General features: G+C 71.5%; 19 protein-coding genes and 1 pseudogene. 9 read left to right on the top strand and 11 right to left on the bottom strand.

Annotated features, from left to right (window positions below):
* Positions 1–58: 58 nt before the first annotated feature.
* Entirely contained in the window at positions 59–424 is a 366-nt protein-coding gene (locus ASC82_RS12840) for a hypothetical protein (RefSeq protein WP_157863463.1), read from the bottom strand.
* Positions 425–496: 72 nt separating this feature from the next.
* Here ASC82_RS12840 and ASC82_RS12835 point away from each other — a divergent pair, with 72 nt between their 5' ends.
* From ASC82_RS12835 to ASC82_RS12825, 3 genes are all read left to right on the top strand, one after another.
* Positions 497–1,432 carry an ABC transporter ATP-binding protein gene (locus ASC82_RS12835; protein ID WP_056646015.1) on the top strand — a complete coding sequence of 312 codons (936 nt, stop codon included), beginning with the start codon at positions 497–499 and terminating at the stop codon, positions 1,430–1,432.
* Positions 1,429–2,196, top strand: a complete 768-nt coding sequence (locus ASC82_RS12830; RefSeq protein WP_056646012.1) for an ABC transporter permease — start codon at positions 1,429–1,431, stop codon at positions 2,194–2,196. Before ASC82_RS12835 ends, ASC82_RS12830 begins: the two co-directional genes overlap by 4 nt.
* A gap of 75 nt (positions 2,197–2,271) precedes the next feature.
* Positions 2,272–3,240 carry a COX15/CtaA family protein gene (locus tag ASC82_RS12825; protein WP_056646009.1) on the top strand — a complete coding sequence of 323 codons (969 nt, stop codon included), beginning with the start codon at positions 2,272–2,274 and terminating at the stop codon, positions 3,238–3,240.
* A 213-nt stretch (positions 3,241–3,453) separates the two neighbouring features.
* Here ASC82_RS12825 and ASC82_RS12820 read toward each other — a convergent pair whose 3' ends face one another.
* The 3 genes from ASC82_RS12820 to ASC82_RS12810 form a co-directional block, all read right to left on the bottom strand.
* Complete coding sequence (locus ASC82_RS12820; protein ID WP_056646006.1) at positions 3,454–4,575, bottom strand: amidohydrolase family protein; 1,122 nt, start codon at positions 4,573–4,575, stop codon at positions 3,454–3,456.
* A gap of 70 nt (positions 4,576–4,645) precedes the next feature.
* Positions 4,646–4,966 (bottom strand): hypothetical protein, encoded by a 321-nt coding sequence (locus ASC82_RS12815; protein ID WP_024757164.1) that lies wholly within the window; start codon positions 4,964–4,966, stop codon positions 4,646–4,648.
* A 116-nt stretch (positions 4,967–5,082) separates the two neighbouring features.
* Positions 5,083–6,030 carry a heme o synthase gene (locus ASC82_RS12810; RefSeq protein WP_024757163.1) on the bottom strand — a complete coding sequence of 316 codons (948 nt, stop codon included), beginning with the start codon at positions 6,028–6,030 and terminating at the stop codon, positions 5,083–5,085.
* 314 nt (positions 6,031–6,344) lie between these two features.
* On the opposite strand from ASC82_RS12810, the gene tkt reads away from it, so the two are divergent.
* Genes tkt through pgl form a run of 5 tightly spaced genes read left to right on the top strand, consistent with a single transcriptional unit; the run spans position 6,345 to position 12,965 of the window.
* Complete coding sequence (tkt, locus tag ASC82_RS12805; protein ID WP_056646002.1) at positions 6,345–8,432, top strand: transketolase; 2,088 nt, start codon at positions 6,345–6,347, stop codon at positions 8,430–8,432.
* Positions 8,433–8,468: 36 nt separating this feature from the next.
* The gene (gene tal, locus ASC82_RS12800) at positions 8,469–9,587 is read left to right on the top strand and encodes a transaldolase (RefSeq protein ID WP_056645999.1); all 1,119 of its coding nucleotides are present in this window, start codon (positions 8,469–8,471) and stop codon (positions 9,585–9,587) included.
* A 5-nt stretch (positions 9,588–9,592) separates the two neighbouring features.
* Positions 9,593–11,125, top strand: a complete 1,533-nt coding sequence (gene zwf / locus ASC82_RS12795) for a glucose-6-phosphate dehydrogenase (protein WP_056645996.1) — start codon at positions 9,593–9,595, stop codon at positions 11,123–11,125.
* Entirely contained in the window at positions 11,122–12,165 is a 1,044-nt protein-coding gene (gene opcA, locus ASC82_RS12790; protein ID WP_056645992.1) for a glucose-6-phosphate dehydrogenase assembly protein OpcA, read from the top strand. The genes zwf and opcA overlap by 4 nt, the downstream gene beginning before the upstream one ends.
* Positions 12,162–12,965: a 6-phosphogluconolactonase gene (gene pgl / locus ASC82_RS12785; protein ID WP_056645987.1), complete on the top strand. Its 804-nt coding sequence runs from the start codon at positions 12,162–12,164 to the stop codon at positions 12,963–12,965. The genes opcA and pgl overlap by 4 nt, the downstream gene beginning before the upstream one ends.
* A 31-nt stretch (positions 12,966–12,996) precedes the next feature.
* On the opposite strand, the gene ASC82_RS12780 is transcribed toward pgl, so the two are convergent.
* From ASC82_RS12780 to ASC82_RS12765, 4 genes are all read right to left on the bottom strand, one after another.
* Complete coding sequence (locus ASC82_RS12780) at positions 12,997–14,487, bottom strand: PH domain-containing protein (protein ID WP_056646399.1); 1,491 nt, start codon at positions 14,485–14,487, stop codon at positions 12,997–12,999.
* A 104-nt stretch (positions 14,488–14,591) separates the two neighbouring features.
* Entirely contained in the window at positions 14,592–15,092 is a 501-nt protein-coding gene (locus ASC82_RS12775; protein ID WP_056645983.1) for a PH domain-containing protein, read from the bottom strand.
* 4 nt (positions 15,093–15,096) lie between these two features.
* Positions 15,097–16,752, bottom strand: a complete 1,656-nt coding sequence (pgi, locus tag ASC82_RS12770) for a glucose-6-phosphate isomerase (protein WP_056646396.1) — start codon at positions 16,750–16,752, stop codon at positions 15,097–15,099.
* A 51-nt stretch (positions 16,753–16,803) separates the two neighbouring features.
* Positions 16,804–18,027, bottom strand: a complete 1,224-nt coding sequence (locus ASC82_RS12765; protein ID WP_056645980.1) for an MFS transporter — start codon at positions 18,025–18,027, stop codon at positions 16,804–16,806.
* Positions 18,028–18,125: 98 nt separating this feature from the next.
* Between ASC82_RS12765 and ASC82_RS31045 the strand changes: the two are divergent.
* A pseudogene (locus ASC82_RS31045) lies at positions 18,126–18,248 on the top strand (MurR/RpiR family transcriptional regulator); the annotation flags it as partial.
* A 160-nt stretch (positions 18,249–18,408) separates the two neighbouring features.
* Here ASC82_RS31045 and ASC82_RS12760 read toward each other — a convergent pair.
* From ASC82_RS12760 to tpiA, 3 genes are all read right to left on the bottom strand, one after another.
* Positions 18,409–18,744: an RNA polymerase-binding protein RbpA gene (locus tag ASC82_RS12760; protein ID WP_071891222.1), complete on the bottom strand. Its 336-nt coding sequence runs from the start codon at positions 18,742–18,744 to the stop codon at positions 18,409–18,411.
* Positions 18,745–18,821: 77 nt separating this feature from the next.
* A complete protein-coding gene (gene secG, locus ASC82_RS12755; RefSeq protein ID WP_024758014.1) occupies positions 18,822–19,052 on the bottom strand; it encodes a preprotein translocase subunit SecG in 231 nt (76 codons plus the stop codon).
* Positions 19,053–19,149: 97 nt separating this feature from the next.
* Positions 19,150–19,926 carry a triose-phosphate isomerase gene (tpiA, locus tag ASC82_RS12750; protein WP_056645979.1) on the bottom strand — a complete coding sequence of 259 codons (777 nt, stop codon included), beginning with the start codon at positions 19,924–19,926 and terminating at the stop codon, positions 19,150–19,152.
* Between the last annotated feature and the right edge of the window lie 4 nt (positions 19,927–19,930).

Genomic DNA, 19,930 nt, shown 5'->3' with positions numbered 1-19,930 from the left:
GGAGTGGCGGCGGTGCCGTGCGTCACTCAGGTAAGGCTTACCTGACCTGCGGAAATGATCATTCGTAGGACGAATCCGAGGCCCGGTCCGGCCGCCCCGTGAACCAGTACGTGCAGGCCACAAGGGCTCCGCCGCCCACGATGTTGCCCGGCACGGTGAAGAGGAGACTGCGCCCCAGATCACCGAAACCGGCCGCCCCGTCGAGGATCGCCAGCGAGAAAAGAGCCATGTTCGAGACCGCCACCAGCAGCAGCACCTCGCCGATCCCGATGTACGCCCCGGCCGGCATCGCCGAGACCGCGTAGCGGCCGGGCCTGGCCAGGTCGTGCGCCTTGTGCTCGGCCTGTCCGGCCGTCTCCCGCAGGTTCTCCGCCACGCTGATCACACCGCCGACGCCATGCCCGCCCACACGGGTGAACCGCACGTAAAAGTCCCGATTCAAGGGACCCGGGCCCCGCGCCGGGAGGACCTTCGACCCCTCTCTAGACTTCCGCCCATGGGAAATGAGTCCGTCGACAGCGCGGTCCGCGTACGCGGCCTGGTCAAGCGGTACGGAAGCAAGACCGCCGTCGACGGCCTCGACCTCGACGTGCGGGCGCACACCGTCACCGCCGTCCTCGGCCCCAACGGGGCCGGCAAGACCACCACCATCGAGACCTGCGAGGGCTACCGCAGACCCGACGGCGGCACCGTCCGCGTCCTCGGCCTCGACCCGCTCGCCGACGCGGCCGCCCTGCGCCCCCGGATCGGCGTGATGCTCCAGTCCGGCGGCGTCTACTCCGGAGCCCGCGCCGACGAGATGCTCCGCCACATGGCGAAGCTGCACGCCCACCCCCTCGACGTGGACGCCCTCATCGAGCGCCTCGGCCTCGGCTCCTGCGGCCGCACCACCTACCGCCGGCTCTCCGGCGGCCAGCAGCAGCGCCTCGCGCTCGCCATGGCCGTTGTCGGCCGCCCCGAGCTCGTCTTCCTCGACGAGCCGACCGCCGGACTCGACCCGCAGGCCCGCCGCGCCACCTGGGACCTCGTGCGCGAGCTGCGCGCCGACGGCGTGACCGTCGTCCTCACCACCCACTTCATGCAGGAGGCCGAGGAGCTCGCCGACGACGTCGCGATCGTCGACGCCGGCCGCGTCGCCGCCCAGGGCAGCCCCGAGCAGCTCTGCCGCGGCGGCGCCGAGAACACCCTGCGCTTCACCGGACGCGCCGGCCTCGACCTCGGCTCCCTGCTCAAGGCACTGCCGGACGGCACGGCCGCGGCGGAGCCCCTCCCGGGCACGTACCGGATCACCGGCACCGTCGACCCGCAGCTGCTCGCCACCGTCACCACCTGGTGCGCCCAGCACGGCGTCATGCCCGAGGGCATCTCCGTCGAACGCCACACCCTCGAAGACGTCTTCATGGAGCTGACCGGCAAGGAGCTGAGGTCATGAGCACGGGCACCTATTCCCCGAAGCCCGGCGCCGCGCCCGTGGGCCGGATGATCGCGGCCCAGACGGCCCTGGAGACCCGGATGCTGCTCCGCAACGGCGAGCAGCTCCTCCTCACGGTGATCATCCCCTCGCTGCTGCTCGTCCTCTTCTCCACGGTCGACATCGTCGACACGGGCGCCGACAAGGCCGTCGACTTCCTCGCCCCCGGCGTCCTGGCCCTCGCGGTCCTCTCGACCGCCTTCACGGGCCAGGCCATCGCGACCGGTTTCGAGCGCCGGTACGGGGTCCTCAAGCGCCTCGGAGCGTCCCCGCTCCCCCGCTGGGCCCTCATGACCGCCAAGACGCTCGCCGTCCTGGTCACCGAGGTCCTCCAGGTGGCGCTCCTGACAGCGATCGCCCTGGCCCTCGGCTGGTCCCCGGAGGGCAACCCCGCCTCGGTCCTCCTGCTCCTGATCCTCGGCACGGCCGCCTTCTCCGGCCTCGGCCTGCTCATGGCGGGCACGCTGAAGGCGGAGGCCACCCTGGCCGCCGCCAACCTGGTCTTCCTGCTCCTCCTGGTGGGCGGCGGGGTCATCGTCCCCCTCGACAAGTTCCCCGAGCCGGCCCGCTCGCTCCTGGAACTGCTCCCCATCTCCGCCCTCTCCGACGGCCTGCGGGACGTCCTCCAGAACGGCGCGTCGATGCCCTGGGGCAACGCCCTGATCCTGGCCGTCTGGGCGGTCCTCGGCCTCGGAGCGGCGGCGAAGTTCTTCCGCTGGGAGTGACCGAAGAGGTTCAGAGGGTGACGTTTCCCGACAAGCCACCCCCCTCGTGAAAGCGTGCACAAGCCCCGTCCTACGATGGGGCCCGTGCTGACCCCCCTCGCCTACATCGCCCAGCGCTGGACCCCGTCCCCCCGGACGCTCCGGCGCGCCGCGCTCTCCGCCGTCGTGATGAGCGTCCTCATCATCGTCACCGGTGGCGCGGTCCGGCTGACCGGTTCCGGTCTCGGCTGCGACACCTGGCCGAAGTGCACGGAAGACAGCCTCATCGTCACGCCCGAGCAGGGCTACCGCGGTCTGATCGAGTTCGGCAACCGGATGCTGACGTACGTCCTGTCGGCGGCCGTCGGCTGGGCGATCATCGCCACCCGGTCCACCAAGCCGTGGCGCCGCAACCTCACCCGCTGGGGCTGGGCGCAGTTCTGGATCGTGATGAGCAACGCCGTCATCGGCGGCATCACGGTGTGGATGGGCCTCAACCCGTGGACGGTCGCCGGCCACTTCCTCGCCGCGAACGCCCTGCTCACCGTCGCCGTCATCACCTGGCACCGGACCGGCGAGGGCGATACCCCGCCGAAGCCGCGCGTGCCGGGCCCGGTCCGCAAGCTGTCGTGGGCGATCACGATCGCCTCGGGTCTGCTGATCGCGCTCGGCACGACCGTGACCGGCGCCGGCAAGCACGCCGGTGACAGCAGCGACGTCCCGCGCATGCCGTGGGACTGGACGAACGCCGCGCACCTCCACGCCATCGCCGCCTGGGTCGTCTGCGCTCTCGCGCTCGCCATGTGGCTGGTGCTGCGCGTGGTGGATGCCCCGGACGACACCCGGGCCCGCGCCCGCGACCTGCTGATCGTGCTGCTCGCGCAGGGCGGGATCGGCTACGTGCAGTACTTCAGCGGGGTCCCCGAGATCCTGGTCGCGGTGCACATGCTCGGCTCGTCGCTGATGTGGATCGCGGTGCTGCGGCTCGCCCTGAGCCTGCGCGAGCGCCCGGTCCCGACGGCGGACATCCCGGCCCAGACCGACTCCGCGCTCGCGAGCGCCTGAGAACACCCCGGACCGCCCGGACCGCCCGCCCCACCGGCGGGGGTCCGGGCGGTCCGGCTATGCCGACGCCGGCGCGCGGAGCAGCGCCCCGGGCAGGTAGCCGGAGCGGACCGTCGGCCCGTGGGACCGTCGCCCTGGCCGCCCTCGCCCCACGGTCGTCTCTCCCATGGCCGCCTCCTCCCCCATGATCGTTTCCACCTGGCGCGCACGCTGTCAACGGGGACTGACAGCGGGTCCGAGGCGGTAGACGCGGCGGGCGTTCCCCGCCGCGATCATCGTGGCGACGCGCTGGGCGTCCGCGGGTGCCCAGGCGCCGTCCATCACCCACTCCCCCAGCACCCGCGTGAGCGCCGAGCGGAAGACGCTGGCGGCGACGACGTGGAGCTCGGGCAGTCCGTGGGCGCCGCTGGAGAACAGCAGCTTCCCGAAGGGCGCCGATTCCAGGACCTCGGCGAGGACGGCCGCCGCCCGGGCCCCGGTGTGGGCGAGGGCCGGGCCGAGGTCGGCGTACACGTGCGGATGGACGACGGTCAGGTGCGCCGCGGCGCGGTGGTGCGGGTAGGCGTGCAGCAGGACGAGGTCCGTGCCGAGTCCCGTCGTGGCGGCGGCGAAGCCGCCGAGGACGGCCGGGTCCCGGTCCCCCGTGTGCAGTTGGAGCGGCCGCCCCGCGGTGACGGCGATCCAGAGGAGATGCCGCAGCAGGACGGGGTCGGTGAGCCGCCCGCCCGCGGGGCGTCCGGCCAGCCAGCGTCCCGCCGCCCCGCGTACTTCCCCCGGTCCCGGCGGCTCGGGCGCGGTCGCGAGCCCTCGGCGTACGCCCTCCACGGAGGTGAAGGCGACGGCGTTCGCGGCGGCGCCGTGGACGGCCTCGGCGAGGTTGGCGAGGAACGCCTCAACGGTCCCCGAGGTGTCGGCGACCTGTTCGGCGAGGGGTTCGAGGCGGACGATCTCGTGGGCCTCCGCGCCGCCCGCGTCGGCGATCTCGGCGGGCCGGGTCAGGTCGCCGGGCAGCCCGGTGTCCACCAGGTAGGTGGAGATCCCGGAGGCCCTGAGGAGCCTGCGGCCCGCCTCCACGACGCCGAGCTCGCGACGGCGGGCGAGGTAGCGGGCCGGCGGGCAGTGCGGTTCGAGGCCGAGGAGCGGCGGGCACCAGCGCCGTACCGCGAAACCGGTCTGCGTGTCGAAGAAGGTCGTCCCGGCGGCGGGCAGCCCTGGTGGACCGCCGCGCCGGTCGCCGAGGTGCGCGCCGAGCCGGGCCTCGAAGGTGCCGAGGCCGAGTTCCGTACGGAGCACTCCGTGGCAGTACTGGTCCACCAGGCTCGGCGTGTCGATCATCTCGGGGGGCTCCCTGTGTGGACGTGTCTCCACACGTCCTAACGGGTGAGCCCCGCGCGAGGTTGTTGCCTCAGCTGTTGGAGGGGCCGCCGATCTGGATACCGGCCATCCGGGTCCACTCGTACGGGCCGGTGACGACCTTGGCGGCGAACTCGCCGTCGAACTCGTCGTGGAGCGTCAGACCGGCCTTCTCGGCGGCCTGCTGCGCGATCGGGTACGTGGGGGCCACCAGGTCGCCCCAGCCGCCGTCCGTGCCGACGAGGACGATCCGGGTGCCCGCCTGCCCGATGTGGGCGAGCTGCCCCTCGGCGCCGCCGTGCTCCGCGGAGAACGCCTTGATCTGCTTCGCGAGCCTGGCCGCCCTGCGCTCTTCCTGCTTCGTTTCTGCCATGCCAAGGATGCTACCGAGGGGTAGATCCACTGGCGACGGCCGGGCCACGTGGTCTATCCCACGTGACCCGGCCGTCGACCGAACACATCATCTGAGCGCGTGGCGCTGGAGAGCTCCTAGCGGAGGAAGGGGTCCACCGCGACCGCCACGAAGAGCAGCGAGACATAGGTGATGGACCAGTGGAAGAGGCGCATCTCCTTGAGCTTCGCGCCGGTCGCGCCCGCCTTCGCGCGGTTGAGCAGCCCGTGCGCCTCCCACAGCCACCAGCCGCCGGTGACCAGCGCGACGGCCGTGTAGAACCAGCCGGTGTAGCCGAGCGGGGTCAGCAGCAGCGAGACGGCGACCATCACCCAGCTGTAGGCGACGATCTGCTTGGCCACGACCTTGTTGGAGGCGAGGACCGGCAGCATCGGCACGCCGGCGCGCGCGTAGTCGTCCTTCACCTTCATCGACAGCGGCCAGTAGTGCGGCGGCGTCCAGAAGAAGATGACGAGGAAGAGGATGATCGCGGCCCACGACATCGAGTTGGTCACGGCCGACCAGCCGATGAGCACCGGCAGGCAGCCGGCGATGCCGCCCCAGACGATGTTCTGCGCGGTCCGGCGCTTCAGGATCATCGTGTAGACGACCACGTAGAAGAGCAGCGCGCCGAGCGAGAGCGCCGCGGAGAGCCAGTTGACCAGCAGGCCGAACCAGAGCGTGGAGATCACCGCGAGGCTGAGGCCGAAGACGAGGCCCTCACGCGGCGTGAGCACGCCGGTGACCAGCGGCCGCTGGGAGGTGCGGTCCATCAGGGCGTCGATGTCGCGGTCGATGTACATGTTCAGCGCGTTGGCGCCGCCCGCCGACAGGTAGCCGCCGAAGCAGGTGGCGAGCACCAGCCACAGGTTCGGCACGCCCTGTTCGGCGAGGAACATCACCGGAACGGTCGTGATGAGCAGCAGCTCGATGATCCGCGGCTTGGTCAGCGCCACGTATGCCTTGACGCGGGCCCCGAACGGCCGATGGCCCCCCGGGCTGGGAGTCAAGACGACCCCTGCGGGTCGGGACTCGACGGCCGTCACGCACACCCCTGACAGAGAAATTCCCAGCAAGCTCCACGGATGAAGAAGGGGTGAAGCTTGCGCGTACCACGCCACTGTAGACGTTGCCCAGACGCCGATCTTCGCGGGGGTGGGGTCGTGTTGGAGGGGTGTGTCCCAAGGCGTGGACACCGCTCGGGAGGCGAACTCACACGGCCACCGGCAGTCTTGCTCTGTCCGCTCATTTGAGGGGCCCGCACACGAAAAGAGGGGGCTCTGTCGGGGGTAGGCTCGACACCGCCGGTACACCCTCAGTCACCGGCTTCAGAACATGTGGAGAGGAGCCCTGACCCAGGGTGAGCACTAAGCCGACCACCACAGACCTCGAGTGGACCGAATTGGACCAGCGGGCTGTCGACACCGCCCGCATCCTGGCCGCGGACGCCGTACAGAAGGTCGGCAACGGCCATCCTGGTACGGCGATGAGCCTGGCGCCCGCCGCGTACACCCTCTTCCAGAAGGTGATGCGGCACGACCCGGCCGACCCCGAATGGGTCGGGCGCGACCGGTTCGTCCTCTCCGCGGGCCACTCGTCCCTGACCCTCTACACCCAGCTGTACCTGGGTGGCTTCGGTCTCGAGCTGGACGACCTGAAGGCCTTCCGCACCTGGGGCTCGAAGACCCCCGGTCACCCGGAGTACGGCCACACGGCCGCCGTCGAGACGACCACGGGCCCGCTGGGCCAGGGTGTCGCCAACGCCGTGGGCATGGCGATGGCCGCCCGCTTCGAGCGCGGTCTGTTCGACCCGGAGGCGGCCCCCGGCACCTCCCCGTTCGACCACCGCATCTACGCGATCGCCGGTGACGGCTGCCTGCAGGAGGGCATCTCCGCCGAGGCGTCCTCGCTCGCCGGTCACCAGAAGCTCGGCAACCTGATCCTGCTGTGGGACGACAACCACATCTCGATCGAGGGCGACACCGAGACCGCCGTGTCCGAGGACACGATGAAGCGGTACGAGGCGTACGGCTGGCACGTCCAGCGCGTCGAGCCGCAGTCGAACGGCGACCTGGACCCGGCCGCGCTGTACGCGGCGATCAGGGCCGCCGAGGCCGAGACCGAGCGTCCGTCGTTCATCGCGATGCGCTCGATCATCGCCTGGCCCGCGCCGAACGCGCAGAACACCGAGGCCTCGCACGGCTCGGCGCTCGGCGACGCGGAGATCGCGGCCACCAAGCGCGTCCTGGGCTTCGACCCGGAGCAGACCTTCGAGGTCACCGACGAGGTCATCACGCACACCCGCTCGCTCGGCGACCGGGGCCGTGAGGCCCGTGGCGCGTGGGAGAAGTCCCTGGCGGAGTGGCGTACGGCCAACCCGGAGCGGGCGGCGGAGTTCGACCGCATCCAGGCGAACGAGCTGCCGGCCGGCTGGGAGGAGAAGCTCCCGGTCTACGAGCCCGGCAAGGGCATCGCGACCCGTGCCGCCTCGGGCCAGGTCCTCCAGGCGCTCGGCGCGGTCATCCCCGAGCTGTGGGGCGGCTCTGCCGACCTGGCCGGCTCGAACAACACGACGATCGACAAGAACTCGTCGTTCCTGCCCGAGGGCAACCCGCTGCCGGAGGCCGACAAGTACGGCCGCACGATCCACTTCGGCATCCGCGAGCACTCGATGGCCGCCGAGATGAACGGCATCGCGCTGCACGGCAACACCCGCATCTACGGCGGCACCTTCCTGGTGTTCTCCGACTACATGCGCAACGCCGTGCGTCTGTCGGCCCTGATGCACCTGCCGGTGACGTACGTGTGGACGCACGACTCGATCGGTCTGGGCGAGGACGGCCCGACGCACCAGCCGGTGGAGCACCTGGCCTCGCTGCGTGCGATCCCGGGTCTGAACGTGGTCCGTCCGGCCGACGCCAACGAGACGTCGATCGCCTGGCGCGAGATCATGAAGCGGCACACCAAGGTCTTCGGCAAGGGTGCTCCGCATGGTCTGGCGCTCACCCGTCAGGGCGTGCCGACCTACGCGCCGAACGAGGACGCAGCCAAGGGCGGCTACGTGCTCTTCGACGCCGAGGGCGGCGACGCGGAGCTGGTGCTGATCGCGACCGGTTCCGAGGTGCACCTGGCCGTCGAGGCCCGCGAGCAGCTCCAGGCCGCCGGCGTCCCGACCCGCGTGGTCTCGATGCCGTCCGTCGAGTGGTTCGAGGAGCAGGACCAGGCGTACAAGGACTCGGTCCTGCCGCCGGCGGTCAAGGCCCGTGTCGCGGTCGAGGCCGGCATCGGTCTCACCTGGCACCGGTACGTCGGGGACGCCGGCCGGATCGTCTCGCTGGAGCACTTCGGTGCCTCGGCGGACGCGAAGGTCCTCTTCCGCGAGTTCGGGTTCACGCCGGAGGCGATCGTCGCCGCCGCCCGGGAATCTCTCACCGCCGCCGCGCGCTGACGCCAATACGTACGACTTAATGGAGATGCAATTCTCATGACAGACGCTCTCAAGCGCCTCTCCGACGAAGGCGTCGCGATCTGGCTGGACGACCTCTCGCGCAAGCGGATCACGTCCGGCAACCTGGCCGAGCTCATCGACCAGAGCCACGTGGTCGGTGTGACCACGAACCCGTCGATCTTCCAGAAGGCCATCTCCTCGGGTGACGGTTACGAGCAGCAGCTCGCCGACCTCGCCGCCCGCAAGGTGACCGTCGACGAGGCCATCCGCATGATCACGACGGCGGACGTCCGCGACGCCGCCGACATCCTGCGGCCGGTCTTCGAGGCGACCGACGGCCAGGACGGCCGGGTCTCCATCGAGGTCGACCCCCGTCTCGCCCACGAGACGGTCGCCACCATCGCCGAGGCCAAGCAGCTGGCCTGGCTGGTGGACCGCCCCAACACGCTCATCAAGATTCCGGCTACCAAGGCGGGTCTGCCGGCGATCACCGAGGTCATCGGCCTCGGCATCAGCGTCAACGTGACGCTGATCTTCTCGCTGGAGCGCTACCGCGCGGTCATGGACGCCTACCTTGCGGGCCTGGAGAAGGCCCGCGAGCGCGGCCTCGACCTCTCGAAGATCCACTCGGTGGCGTCCTTCTTCGTGTCCCGTGTGGACTCGGAGATCGACAAGCGCCTGGACGGCATCGGCACGGACGAGGCCAAGGCGCTCAAGGGCAAGGCCGCTCTGGCCAACGCCCGCCTGGCCTACGAGGCGTACGAGGAGGTCTTCTCCTCCGACCGCTGGGCCGCCCTCGACAAGGCGCAGGCCAACAAGCAGCGTCCGCTGTGGGCCTCGACCGGCGTCAAGGACCCGGCGTACAAGGACACGCTGTACGTCGTGGACCTGGTCGCCCCGGGCACGGTCAACACCATGCCGGAGGGCACCCTGGAGGCCACCGCCGACCACGGCGAGGTCACCGGTGACACCGTGCGCGGCACGTACGACCAGTCCCGCGCGGAGCTGGCGGCCATCGCGAAGCTGGGCATCAGCTACGACGAGGTCGTGCAGCTCCTGGAGGACGAGGGCGTCGACAAGTTCGAGGCGTCCTGGAACGACCTGCTCAAGTCCACCGAGGCGGAGCTCGCGCGCCGCGTACCTGCGGAGGCGTAAGCACTTTGAGCGCAGTCGACGGAGCCAACCCGCTCCGTGACGCCGCCGACCGACGGCTCCCGCGCATCGCGGGGCCGTCGGGCCTGGTGATCTTCGGCGTCACGGGCGATTTGTCCCGCAAGAAGCTGATGCCTGCCGTCTACGACCTGGCCAACCGCGGCCTGCTGCCGCCGGGCTTCTCGCTCGTCGGCTTCGCCCGCCGCGAATGGCAGGACGAGGACTTCGCGCAGGAGGTCTACGAGGCGGTCAAGCAGCACGCGCGCACCCCGTTCCGCGAGGAGGTGTGGCAGCAGCTGATCCAGGGCATGCGGTTCGTCCAGGGCGACTTCGACGACGACGAGGCCTTCGAGAAGCTGAAGTCCACCGTCGAGGAGCTGGACAAGGCACAGGGCACCGGCGGCAACTTCGCCTTCTACCTCTCCGTGCCGCCGAAGTTCTTCCCCCTGGTCGTCCGGCAGCTGAAGAAGCACGGCCTGGCCGACCAGAAGGACGGCTCCTGGCGCCGCGCGGTCATCGAGAAGCCCTTCGGCCACGACCTGGTCTCCGCCAAGGAGCTCAACGAGGTCGTCCACGAGGTCTTCCCGCCCGAGGCGGTCTTCCGCATCGACCACTACCTCGGCAAGGAGACCGTCCAGAACATCCTGGCGCTCCGCTTCGCCAACACCCTCTTCGAGCCGATCTGGAACAGGTCGTACGTCGACCACGTCCAGATCACCATGGCCGAGGACATCGGCATCGGCGGCCGGGCCGGGTACTACGACGGCATCGGCGCCGCCCGTGACGTCATCCAGAACCACCTGCTCCAGCTGCTCGCGCTGACCGCGATGGAGGAGCCCGCCTCCTTCGACGCCGACGCGCTCGCCGCCGAGAAGACCAAGGTCCTCGGCGCGGTGAAGCTGCCGAAGGACCTGGGGAAGACCACGGTCCGCGGTCAGTACGCGGCCGGGTGGCAGGGCGGCGAGAAGGCCGTCGGCTACCTCCAGGAAGACGGCATCGACCCCCAGTCGAAGACCGACACCTACGCGGCCGTGAAGCTGGAGATCGACAACCGCCGCTGGGCGGGCGTCCCCTTCTACCTCCGTACGGGCAAGCGCCTTGGCCGTCGCGTCACCGAGATCGCGGTCGTCTTCCAGCGTGCCCCGCACTCCCCCTTCGACCACACCGCGACCGAGGAGCTCGGCCGCAACGCCATCGTGATCCGGGTCCAGCCGGACGAGGGCGTGACGGTGCGGTTCGGCTCCAAGGTGCCCGGCACCCAGATGGAGATCCGGGACGTGTCGATGGACTTCGCCTACGGCGAGTCCTTCACGGAGTCCAGCCCCGAGGCGTACGAGCGGCTCATCCTCGACGTCCTGCTCGGCGACTCGAACCTCTTCCCGCGCGTGGAGGAGGTCGAGCTGTCCTGGAAGATCCTCGACCCGATCGAGCAGTTCTGGGACAAGCACGGCAAGCCCGCGCAGTACCAGTCCGGGACCTGGGGTCCGGTCGAGGCGGACGAGATGCTCGCACGAGACGGACGGAGCTGGCGCCGGCCATGAAGACCGACCTGACGGACACCACGTCCTCCAAGATCAACAAGGCGCTGGTGCTCGGGCGGCGGGCGATCGGCACCCCGGCCGTCGGCATGGTGCTCACCCTCGTCATCGTCACCGACGAGGAGAACGCCTACGACGCGCTGAAGGCGGCCAACGAGGCGTCCCGCGAGCACCCCTCGCGGACCCTCGTCGTCATCAAGCGGGTCTCGCGCTCCCCGCGGGACCGCGCCAAGGCGCGGCTCGACGCCGAGGTCCGCCTCGGCGCCGACGCCAGCACCGGCGAAACGGTTGTCCTCCGGCTGTACGGCGAGGTCGTCGACCACGCCCAGTCGGTGGTGCTTCCGCTGCTCCTCCCGGACGCCCCCGTCGTCGTCTGGTGGCCGGTGAACGCGCCGACCGACCCGGCGAACGACCCGCTGGGCGCGCTCGCCCAGCGCCGGGTGACCGACACGTACGCCGCCGAGCAGCCCATCCAGGAGCTGACGGCACGGGCGGACACGTACACCCCGGGCGACACGGACCTCTCGTGGACCCGGATCACCCCGTGGCGCTCGATGCTCGCCGCCGCGCTCGACCAGGTCGCGTGCGAGGTCACCTCGGCCGAGGTCGAGGGCGAGGAGTTCAACCCGAGCGTCGAGCTGCTCGCGATGTGGCTGGCCGAGCGGCTAAAGGTGCCGGTGCGGCGCGCGAAGTCGGCGGGGCCCGGTCTCACCTCCGTACGGATGGAGACCAGCTCCGGACCGATCGTGCTGGACCGGCCGGACGGCTCGCTCGCGACCCTCTCCATCCAGGGGCAGCCGGACCGTGGCGTGGCGCTCAAGCGCCGGGACACGGCCGAGCTGATCGCGGAGGAGCTGCGCCGGCTCGACCCGGACGACACCTACGCGACGGCGCTCAAGTTCGGCCTGGAGCGGCTGGACGAGGAGGCGGCGACCGTCGCTCCCGAGCCCGTCGCCGAGGCGGTCGTGGTCGTGGAGTCGGCCCCGGCCCCCGCGAAGCCCGTCGCGAAGAAGACTCCGGCCAAGAAGGCGGCGGCCAAGTGAGCACCCCGCAGCTGGTCGTGCACCGCGACAAGGAGCTGATGGCACAGGCCGCCGCGGCCCGGCTGATCACCAAGATCGTGGACGCCCAGGCCACCCGCGGCTCCGCCTCGGTCGTGCTGACCGGCGGACGCAACGGCAACGGTCTGCTCGCGGCGCTCGGTTCGGCGCCCGCGCGGGACGCGGTCGACTGGTCGCGGCTCGACCTGTGGTGGGGAGACGAGCGTTTCCTGCCGGAGGGCGATCCCGAACGGAACGTCACCCAGGCCCGTGAGGCGCTGCTCGACCGGGTGCCGCTCGACCCGGCGCGGGTGCACCCGATGCCGGCCTCGGACGGGGCGTACGGCGATGTCGACGCCGCCGCTGCCGCGTACGCGGAGGAGCTGGCCGCCGCGGCGGGTCCCGGCCCGTTTCGATCGGCGGCTGCCGCCGCGGGCGGCGGGGTGCCGGCCTTCGACGTGCTGATGCTGGGCGTCGGCCCGGACACGCACGTGGCCTCGCTCTTCCCCGAGCTTCCGGCGGTCCGCGAGACCGAGCGGACGGTGGTCGGGGTGCACGGCGCTCCCAAGCCCCCGCCGCTCCGGGTCTCCCTGACGCTTCCGGCGATCAGGGCGGCCAAGGAGGTCTGGCTGCTCGCGGCCGGCGAGGACAAGGCGAAGGCCGCGGCGATCGCGCTGTCCGGCGCGGGCGAGGTGCAGGCCCCGGCGGCGGGCGCCTACGGCCGCTCGCGCACGCTGTGGCTGCTCGACGCGGCGGCGGCCTCGGAGCTGCCGCGGAGCCTGTATCCGCCGGCTTCCGCCTGATCCGTTCGACTGCGCGCCCCGGAGGCCCGGTTCACCCCTTGGTGGACCGGGCCTCCGGCGTCGGTACGGGCTCCAGGAAGGGTGCGAGGAGGTCCGGTACGGCCTCGGCGGCGAAGGTCAGGCCCTCGGTCTCGCCCGCGTCGTAGACGGCGTACGCGCCGTCGCCGGCCGCCGTCGTGGCGGTCAGCGTGAGCACGCCCGCGCGGCGCTGGAAGTACGACTGCTTGACGGTCCAGCCGATGACGCCGGAGCGCTGGAGGGCGACCGTGGCGCGCCGGACCGTGCCCGAACGGGTCACCAGATAGGCGCCGCTGACGCCGTGTCCGAGACCGCGGTACGCGTCGAGGGCGAGGAGCACGGCGATCGGGGTGAGGACGACGGCGCAGCCCGCCGCCACGTACAGCAGGACCGGGGTGAGCAGGAGCCCGAGTCCGGCGAGAAGGGCGACCGGGGCGGCGACGGACCACAGGGCCCAGCGCAGCCGACGGGTGCGGGCGGCACGGGGGTGGGCGGCGAGGGGCGCCCCGGTGGGCGGTTCGGGCTCCCGCAGGACCTGGGCGGCGACGCGGTCGGCGATCTCCCGGGGTGCGGCCGGCAGCAGGGTCTTGAGGTCGGCGTGCTTGTCCCCGTCGTCCTTGGCGAGGCCGGTGGCGACGGCGTCGACGCGGGCGGCCCCGGCCAGGCGCACCCCCAGCGGCTCGACGACCTCGATCCCGCGCAGCCGGCGCTCCTCGATGGAGACCGAGCGGGCGGTGAGGAGGCCGCGGCGGACGCGGAGGGTGCCGCCGGGCTCGCGCTCCAGGCGGTGGTTCCACCACATCTCGACCCAGAGGCCGAGGGCGCCGACGGCTCCGACGACGGTGGCGACGAGGATCAGGTCGACGATCATCCAGGTGACGGAGACGTCCCGGAAGCGGTCCCCTATCCAGTCGATGACCGCTGCCTGGGCGCCGAACCACTCGCTGACCTGCATGACGGCTCCGGCCGCCGCTCCGCCGAGGGCCGGGGCGACGAAGGAGACCGGGGCGTAGCGGATCCATCGGGGGTCGACGGTGGCGAGGGCGCCCTCGTGCGGCAGGTCCTCGGGGCCGGTGGTCGTGCGGGCGAGGAGCTCGTGGCGCAGGCGCTCGCCCTCGGCGCGGGTGACCAGGTCGAGTTCGAGCGTGGACTCGCTGCCGCCGGTGCTCTCGCCGGTGCCGATGCGGACCTTGACGAGGCCGAGTACCCGCTGGAGGGGGTTGGCGGTGAGGTCGACGCTGCGGATGCGCTCGCGGGTCAGGGAGCGGCGCTTGATCAGCAGGAGCCCGGTGTGGAGCTCGACCCGCTCGGCGCCGATGCGGTAGCGGGTGCGGCGCAAGCGGACGTAGTCGACGAGCGTGCCGCCGAGGACGAGGAGGAACGCTCCGGCGAGGACCCAGGAGAGGGCCTGCCACAGCGGCCGGGATCCGGCGAGGCCGAGAGTGGTGGGCAGACCGGCGCCGCCGGCCACGCCGCACAGGACGGCGGCGGTGGCCAGGAGCATGCGCCGGTCGAGGCGCCGCCACTCCTCGGCGGGGCCTTCCCCGCGCGGCCCGTCGGCGCCGCCTATGCCGCCGTCGCGCGGGTCCGCGCCGTGTCCGGCCTCGTTCATGTGGCGTCCCCGGGGGTCGCCTGGGTGAGGGCCGTGAGCCGTTCGCCGAGCTCGGCGGCGAGCTCGTGGTCGAGGCCCTCGATCCGCAGCGCGCCCTTCGAGGAGGCGGTGGTGACCGTGACGGTGCCGAGCCGGAAGAGCTGCTCCAGCGGGCCGCGTACGGTGTCGACCGTCTGGATCCGGGACATCGGGGCGATCCGCCACTCCTGCCAGAGGGCCCCGGTGCGGACGTAGACGGCCTCGTCGGTGACTTCCCAGCGGTGCACCCGGAACCACCAGGCGGGGAAGAACGCGGTACATGCGAGGCCCAGGGCCGCGACGGTGCCGGCCGCGAGGAGCAGCCAGAACCGGGCGGGCCCGATGAGCGCGCCGAGGACGCCGAGGACCACCACCGGGACGGCGGTGGTGACCAGGAGCTGGCTCCGCCACCAGGCGACGGCCCGCTCGTCCACGGCGTTCCTGGGCGGCCGCAGCCGCACCGCGTTCTCCCCCGTCATGCGATCAGCCCCGGTCGCGCAGCGCGCGGTAGGCCGAGACGAGCCCGGCGGTCGAGCTGTCGAGCTGCTCGCCGCCCTCGCCGTCCGTCAGGACCGGTTCGATCTTCTTGGCGAGGACCTTGCCGAGCTCGACGCCCCACTGGTCGAAGGAGTCGATGTTCCAGATCGCGCCCTGGACGAAGACCTTGTGCTCGTAGAGCGCGATCAGCTGGCCGAGGACGGACGGGGTGAGCGCGTCGGCCAGGATCGTGGTGGTCGGGTGGTTGCCCTGGAAGGTCTTGTGCGGGACGAGCTCCTCGGCGACTCCCTCGGCCCGTACCTCCTCGGGCGTCTTGCCGAAGGCGAGCGCCTGGGTCTGGGCGAAGAAGTTGGCCATCAGCAGGTCGTGCTGGGCGACGAGGCCGGGGAGCAGGTCGGCGACGGGCCGGGCGAAGGCGATGAAGTCGGCCGGGATGACCTTGGTGCCCTGGTGGATCAACTGGTAGTAGGCGTGCTGCCCGTTGGTGCCGGGGGTGCCCCAGACGACGGGGCCGGTCTGCCAGTCGACCGGGTTGCCCTCGCGGTCCACCGACTTGCCGTTGGACTCCATGTCGAGCTGCTGGAGGTAGGCGGTGAACTTGGACAGGTAGTGGGAGTACGGCAGGACGGCGTGCGACTGGGCGTCGAAGAACGCGCCGTACCAGACGCCGAGGAGGCCGAGGAGCAGCGGCGCGTTCTCCTCGGGCGGGGCCGTGCGGAAGTGCTCGTCGACGAGGTGGAAGCCGTCGAGCATCTCGCGGAAGCGCTCCGGGCCGATGGCGATCATCAGGGAGAGGCCGATGGCGGAGTCGTAGGAGTAGCGGCCGCCGACCCAGTCCCAGAACTCGAACATGTTCGCCGTGTCGATGCCGAACTCCTCGACCTTCTCGGCGTTGGTCGAGAGGGCCACGAAGTGCTTGGCGACGGCTTCCTGGCCGGCCCGCAGGCCGGTGAGGAGCCAGTTGCGGGCGGAGGTGGCGTTGGTGATCGTCTCGATGGTGGTGAAGGTCTTCGAGGCGACGATGAAGAGGGTCTCGGCCGGGTCGAGGTCGCGGACGGCCTCGTGGAGGTCGGCGCCGTCCACGTTGGAGACGAAACGGAGCGTCAGGTCCCGCTGGGTGAAGGAGCGCAGGACCTCGTAGGCCATGGCGGGACCGAGGTCGGAGCCGCCGATGCCGATGTTGACGATGTTCTTGACCGGCTTGCCGGTGTGGCCGGTCCACTCGCCCGCGCGGACCCTGTCGGCGAACGCGCCCATCTTGTCGAGGACGGCGTGGACACCGGGGACGACGTTCTCGCCGTCGACCTCGATCACGGCCCCGCGCGGAGCGCGCAGCGCGGTGTGGAGGACCGCGCGGTCCTCGGTGGTGTTGATCTTCTCGCCGCGGAACATGGCGTCGCGCAGCTCGGCCACGCCGGTGGCGGCGGCGAGTTCGCGCAGCAGGGTCAGCGTCTCGTCGGTGACGAGGTGCTTGGAGTAGTCCAGGTAGAGGTCGCCGACCCGCAGGGTGTGGCCGGTGCCGCGGGCCGGGTCCGCGGCGAAGAGCTCGCGCAGGTGGGTGTCGCCCAGCTGCTCACGGTGCTTGCCGAGGGCCGCCCACTCGGGCAGCCGGTTCAGCCTGGTGCGGCCTTCGTTGTTCATCTCGGACATCGCCCACTTCTTCTCGTATGTCTGCCCCGCTGCCCCTCCAACCTAATTGATCAGGGGGGCCAACGACGCTACGGCGAGCGCGAACAGCGCCGCCGCGAGGAGGGCGGGCGTGTGCGGTCCCCAGCCGGCGGCCGCGGCGCCGCCGAGGAGGGCCCCCAAGGGAGCGCCCGCGACGGCGAGGGTGCGGAAGGCCGCGGCGATGCGGCCGAGCATCCCCTCGGGGGCGCGCTCCTGCATGAGGGTCGTCTGGTTCACGTTCCACACCGTCCCCATGAAGCCGAACACCGCCATGGCCGCGATCGATACCGCGAGGACGGGGACGGCTCCCATCAGGACCAGGCAGCCCGTCTGGAACGTCCCGGCGAGGGCCACGGCGCGTATCCGTCCGGTCCGCTCGGCGACGCGGCGGGCGAGGAAGCCGCCGGCGACGCCGCCCACCGCGTAGGCGGTGATGGTGGCCGCGTATGCGGTGTTTCCGGCGCTTCCCGCCTGGCGTCCGTCCGTCACGTGGACGACGAGGGTGGCGATGAGGGCGCCCATGCCGATGTTGCAGAGGGTGGTGGCGGTGCAGAGCCACCGCAGGGGGCGGTCCCGGCGGAGGGTGGCAAGTCCCTCGGCCATCTCCTTGCGGAGGGTGGACCCGGCGGGGCGGGGCGGCCGCTCGGGGCCTCCGGTCCGCAGGGAGGCGATGAGGAGTGCGGCGAGGGCGTAGGTGGCGGCGTCGGCCGCGTACGGCACGGCGTCCCCGGCGAGGAGCAGGGCGGGCACCAGGGGTGCGGCGAGGAGGCCGCCCGCGAACTGCTGACCGGTCATCAGCCGTGCGTTGGCCGCGGCCAGGGCCTCGGTGGGGACGAGGGCGGGGAGGAGCGCCGTGGCGGCGTTGTCGAAGAGGGTCTGCAGGGTCGTGAGGGCGAAGGCGAGGACGAGCAGTAGGGCGATGCCGGCGTGTCCGAGCGCGACAGCCACGGCGAACGCAGCCATGAGCGCCGCGCGGACGAGGTCGGCCGCCCACATGGCCCGGCGCTGGTCGACCCGGTCGGCGACGGCTCCGCCGAGGAGTCCGAAGAGCAGCCAGGGCAGGAAGCCGCAGGCGGTGACGGAGGCGATGAGGAGGGGGTCGTCGGTGAGCGAGGCGGCGAGCAGGGGCAGGGCGGCGGTACGCAGCGAGTCGCCGAACCGGGAGACGACCGCGGCCGTCCACAACCGTCCGAAGCCGCCCCGCCAGTCGGGTACGGCCTTGGCCGGCACTGCTTCCGTCGCCGTCACGGCGCCCCCCTGCGTCGGTGATCCCCTGCCCGACCGACCGTAGAGGACGCCACTGACAACGCCCTGCGGGCGTCGGCGGGCACTTCGTCCCGAAGTCGTCCGCCTCCGAGGCGGGGCGGTTCACCGGCACCTCCCAGGCCACCGTCACCCGTTTCTGCCAGGCCCTCGGCCTCGCGTCCTACCGCGACCTGCAGTACGAACTCGCCAAGGAGCAGGGCCGGGTGGGTTCGGAGGAGCCGGCGTGGCCGCACTGGAGGCCGAGGCCCGGCTCTTCGGCATCGGCTGCGACGCCCGCGCCAGACCGACGGGAAACGGCGAACGGGCCTTGTCCGCGAACTCGGTTCGCGGACAAGGCCCGTTCGTCACACCGTCACACCACGCTCAGATCTCGCCGCGCAGTTTGGCCAGCGCCTCGGCGAGGATCGCCTCGCCGTCGGCGTCGCTGCGCCGCTCCCGCACATAGGCGAGGTGGGTCTTGTACGGCTCCGTGCGCGGCGGGTCCGGCGGGTTGTCCCGGTCCTGACCGGCCGGGAAGCCGCACCGGGGGCAGTCCCAGGTCTCCGGGATCGCCGCGTCGCTCGCGAAGCTCGGCTGCGTCTCGTGCCCGTTCGAGCACCAGAAGGAGATGCGGGCTCGCGGCGCCGATTCGCCCCGCTCGGCCTCGCCCATCGGCCCCGCGCCGACCCGGCTTCCCCGGATCGCGTTGCCACTTGCCACGGTCGTAACTCCCTGCGTGATGGTGCTCGAAGATGCCCCAGTCTACGTAAGGCCCAACGCGCGTCCAGTGATTGGAGTTACCCGTCCAACTTCATCAGCAGACCAAGTACCACAATGCAGGCGAACCAGAGCAGACCGACCACAACCGTGATCCGGTCCAGGTTGCGCTCGGCGACCGAGGAGCCGCCGACGGACGACTGCATGCCGCCACCGAACATGTCGGAGAGACCGCCGCCCTTTCCCTTGTGCATCAGTACGAGCAGCATCAGCAGCCCGCTGAAGACGAGCAGGGCGATCGAGAACCCCATAACCACGGCTGGACCAACTTCCTCGGACTTATACGGACGGGGGCCGGGCACCTGCCCGACCCCCGCAAGGGTACGACGTAACTCCGCTACCGCATACTCACTGGTCGCGGAAGCGCACGATCTTGACGAACTCGTCGGCGTCCAGCGCCGCACCGCCCACGAGGGCGCCGTCGACGTCCGGCTGCGCCATGATCGCGGCCACGTTGCCGGACTTGACCGAGCCGCCGTACTGGATGCGGACCTTGTCGGCCAGCTCCTGCGAGTACAGCTCCGCGAGACGGCCGCGGATCGCCCCGCAGACCTCCTGCGCGTCCTCGGGGGTGGCGACCTCGCCCGTGCCGATGGCCCACACCGGCTCGTACGCGATCACGATGGTCTCGGCCTGCTCGGCCGGGACGTCCTTCAGGCCGCCGTCGAGCTGGGCGAGCGTGTACTCGACCTGCTGACCGGCCTTGCGGATGTCGAGGCCCTCGCCGACGCAGAGGATCGGGGTCACGCCGTGCTTGAAGGCGGCCTTCACCTTCGCGTTGCAGACCTCGTCGTTCTCGGCGTGGTACTGGCGGCGCTCGGAGTGGCCGACGGCCACGTAGGCGCACTTGAACTTGGCCAGCATCGAGCCCGAGATCTCACCGGTGTAGGCACCGGAGTCGTGCGCCGAGAGGTCCTGGGCGCCGTACTTGATCTTCAGCTTGTCGCCGTCGACCAGGGTCTGGACGGACCGCAGGTCGGTGAAGGGGACCAGGACCGCGACCTCACAGGCGTCGTAGTCCTTGTCGGTCAGGGCGAAGGCCAGCTTCTGGACGTGGGCGATGGCCTCAAGGTGGTTGAGGTTCATCTTCCAGTTGCCCGCCATCAGCGGGGTGCGGGTGCTCATAAAG

The organism is Streptomyces sp. Root431, assembly GCF_001426585.1.
Taxonomy (GTDB): domain Bacteria; phylum Actinomycetota; class Actinomycetes; order Streptomycetales; family Streptomycetaceae; genus Streptomyces; species Streptomyces stackebrandtii.
The sequence above is the reverse complement of the archived record's forward strand: the minus strand, read 5'-3'. Positions and strand labels throughout refer to the sequence as shown.

Excerpts from the sequence above, each read along its gene's own strand:
- ASC82_RS12835 (WP_056646015.1), top strand. The coding sequence starts at position 497 with ATGGGAAATGAGTCCGTCGACAGCGCGGTCCGCGTACGCGGCCTGGTC.
- ASC82_RS12830 (WP_056646012.1), top strand. The coding sequence starts at position 1,429 with ATGAGCACGGGCACCTATTCCCCGAAGCCCGGCGCCGCGCCCGTGGGC.
- ASC82_RS12825 (WP_056646009.1), top strand. The coding sequence starts at position 2,272 with ATGGGGCCCGTGCTGACCCCCCTCGCCTACATCGCCCAGCGCTGGACC.
- ASC82_RS12820 (WP_056646006.1), bottom strand. The coding sequence starts at position 4,575 with ATGATCGACACGCCGAGCCTGGTGGACCAGTACTGCCACGGAGTGCTC.
- ASC82_RS12815 (WP_024757164.1), bottom strand. The coding sequence starts at position 4,966 with ATGGCAGAAACGAAGCAGGAAGAGCGCAGGGCGGCCAGGCTCGCGAAG.
- tal (WP_056645999.1), top strand. The coding sequence starts at position 8,469 with ATGACAGACGCTCTCAAGCGCCTCTCCGACGAAGGCGTCGCGATCTGG.
- opcA (WP_056645992.1), top strand. The coding sequence starts at position 11,122 with ATGAAGACCGACCTGACGGACACCACGTCCTCCAAGATCAACAAGGCG.
- ASC82_RS12780 (WP_056646399.1), bottom strand. The coding sequence starts at position 14,487 with ATGCTCCTGGCCACCGCCGCCGTCCTGTGCGGCGTGGCCGGCGGCGCC.
- ASC82_RS12775 (WP_056645983.1), bottom strand. The coding sequence starts at position 15,092 with ATGACGGGGGAGAACGCGGTGCGGCTGCGGCCGCCCAGGAACGCCGTG.
- pgi (WP_056646396.1), bottom strand. The coding sequence starts at position 16,752 with ATGAACAACGAAGGCCGCACCAGGCTGAACCGGCTGCCCGAGTGGGCG.
- secG (WP_024758014.1), bottom strand. The coding sequence starts at position 19,052 with ATGGGGTTCTCGATCGCCCTGCTCGTCTTCAGCGGGCTGCTGATGCTG.
- tpiA (WP_056645979.1), bottom strand. The coding sequence starts at position 19,926 with ATGAGCACCCGCACCCCGCTGATGGCGGGCAACTGGAAGATGAACCTC.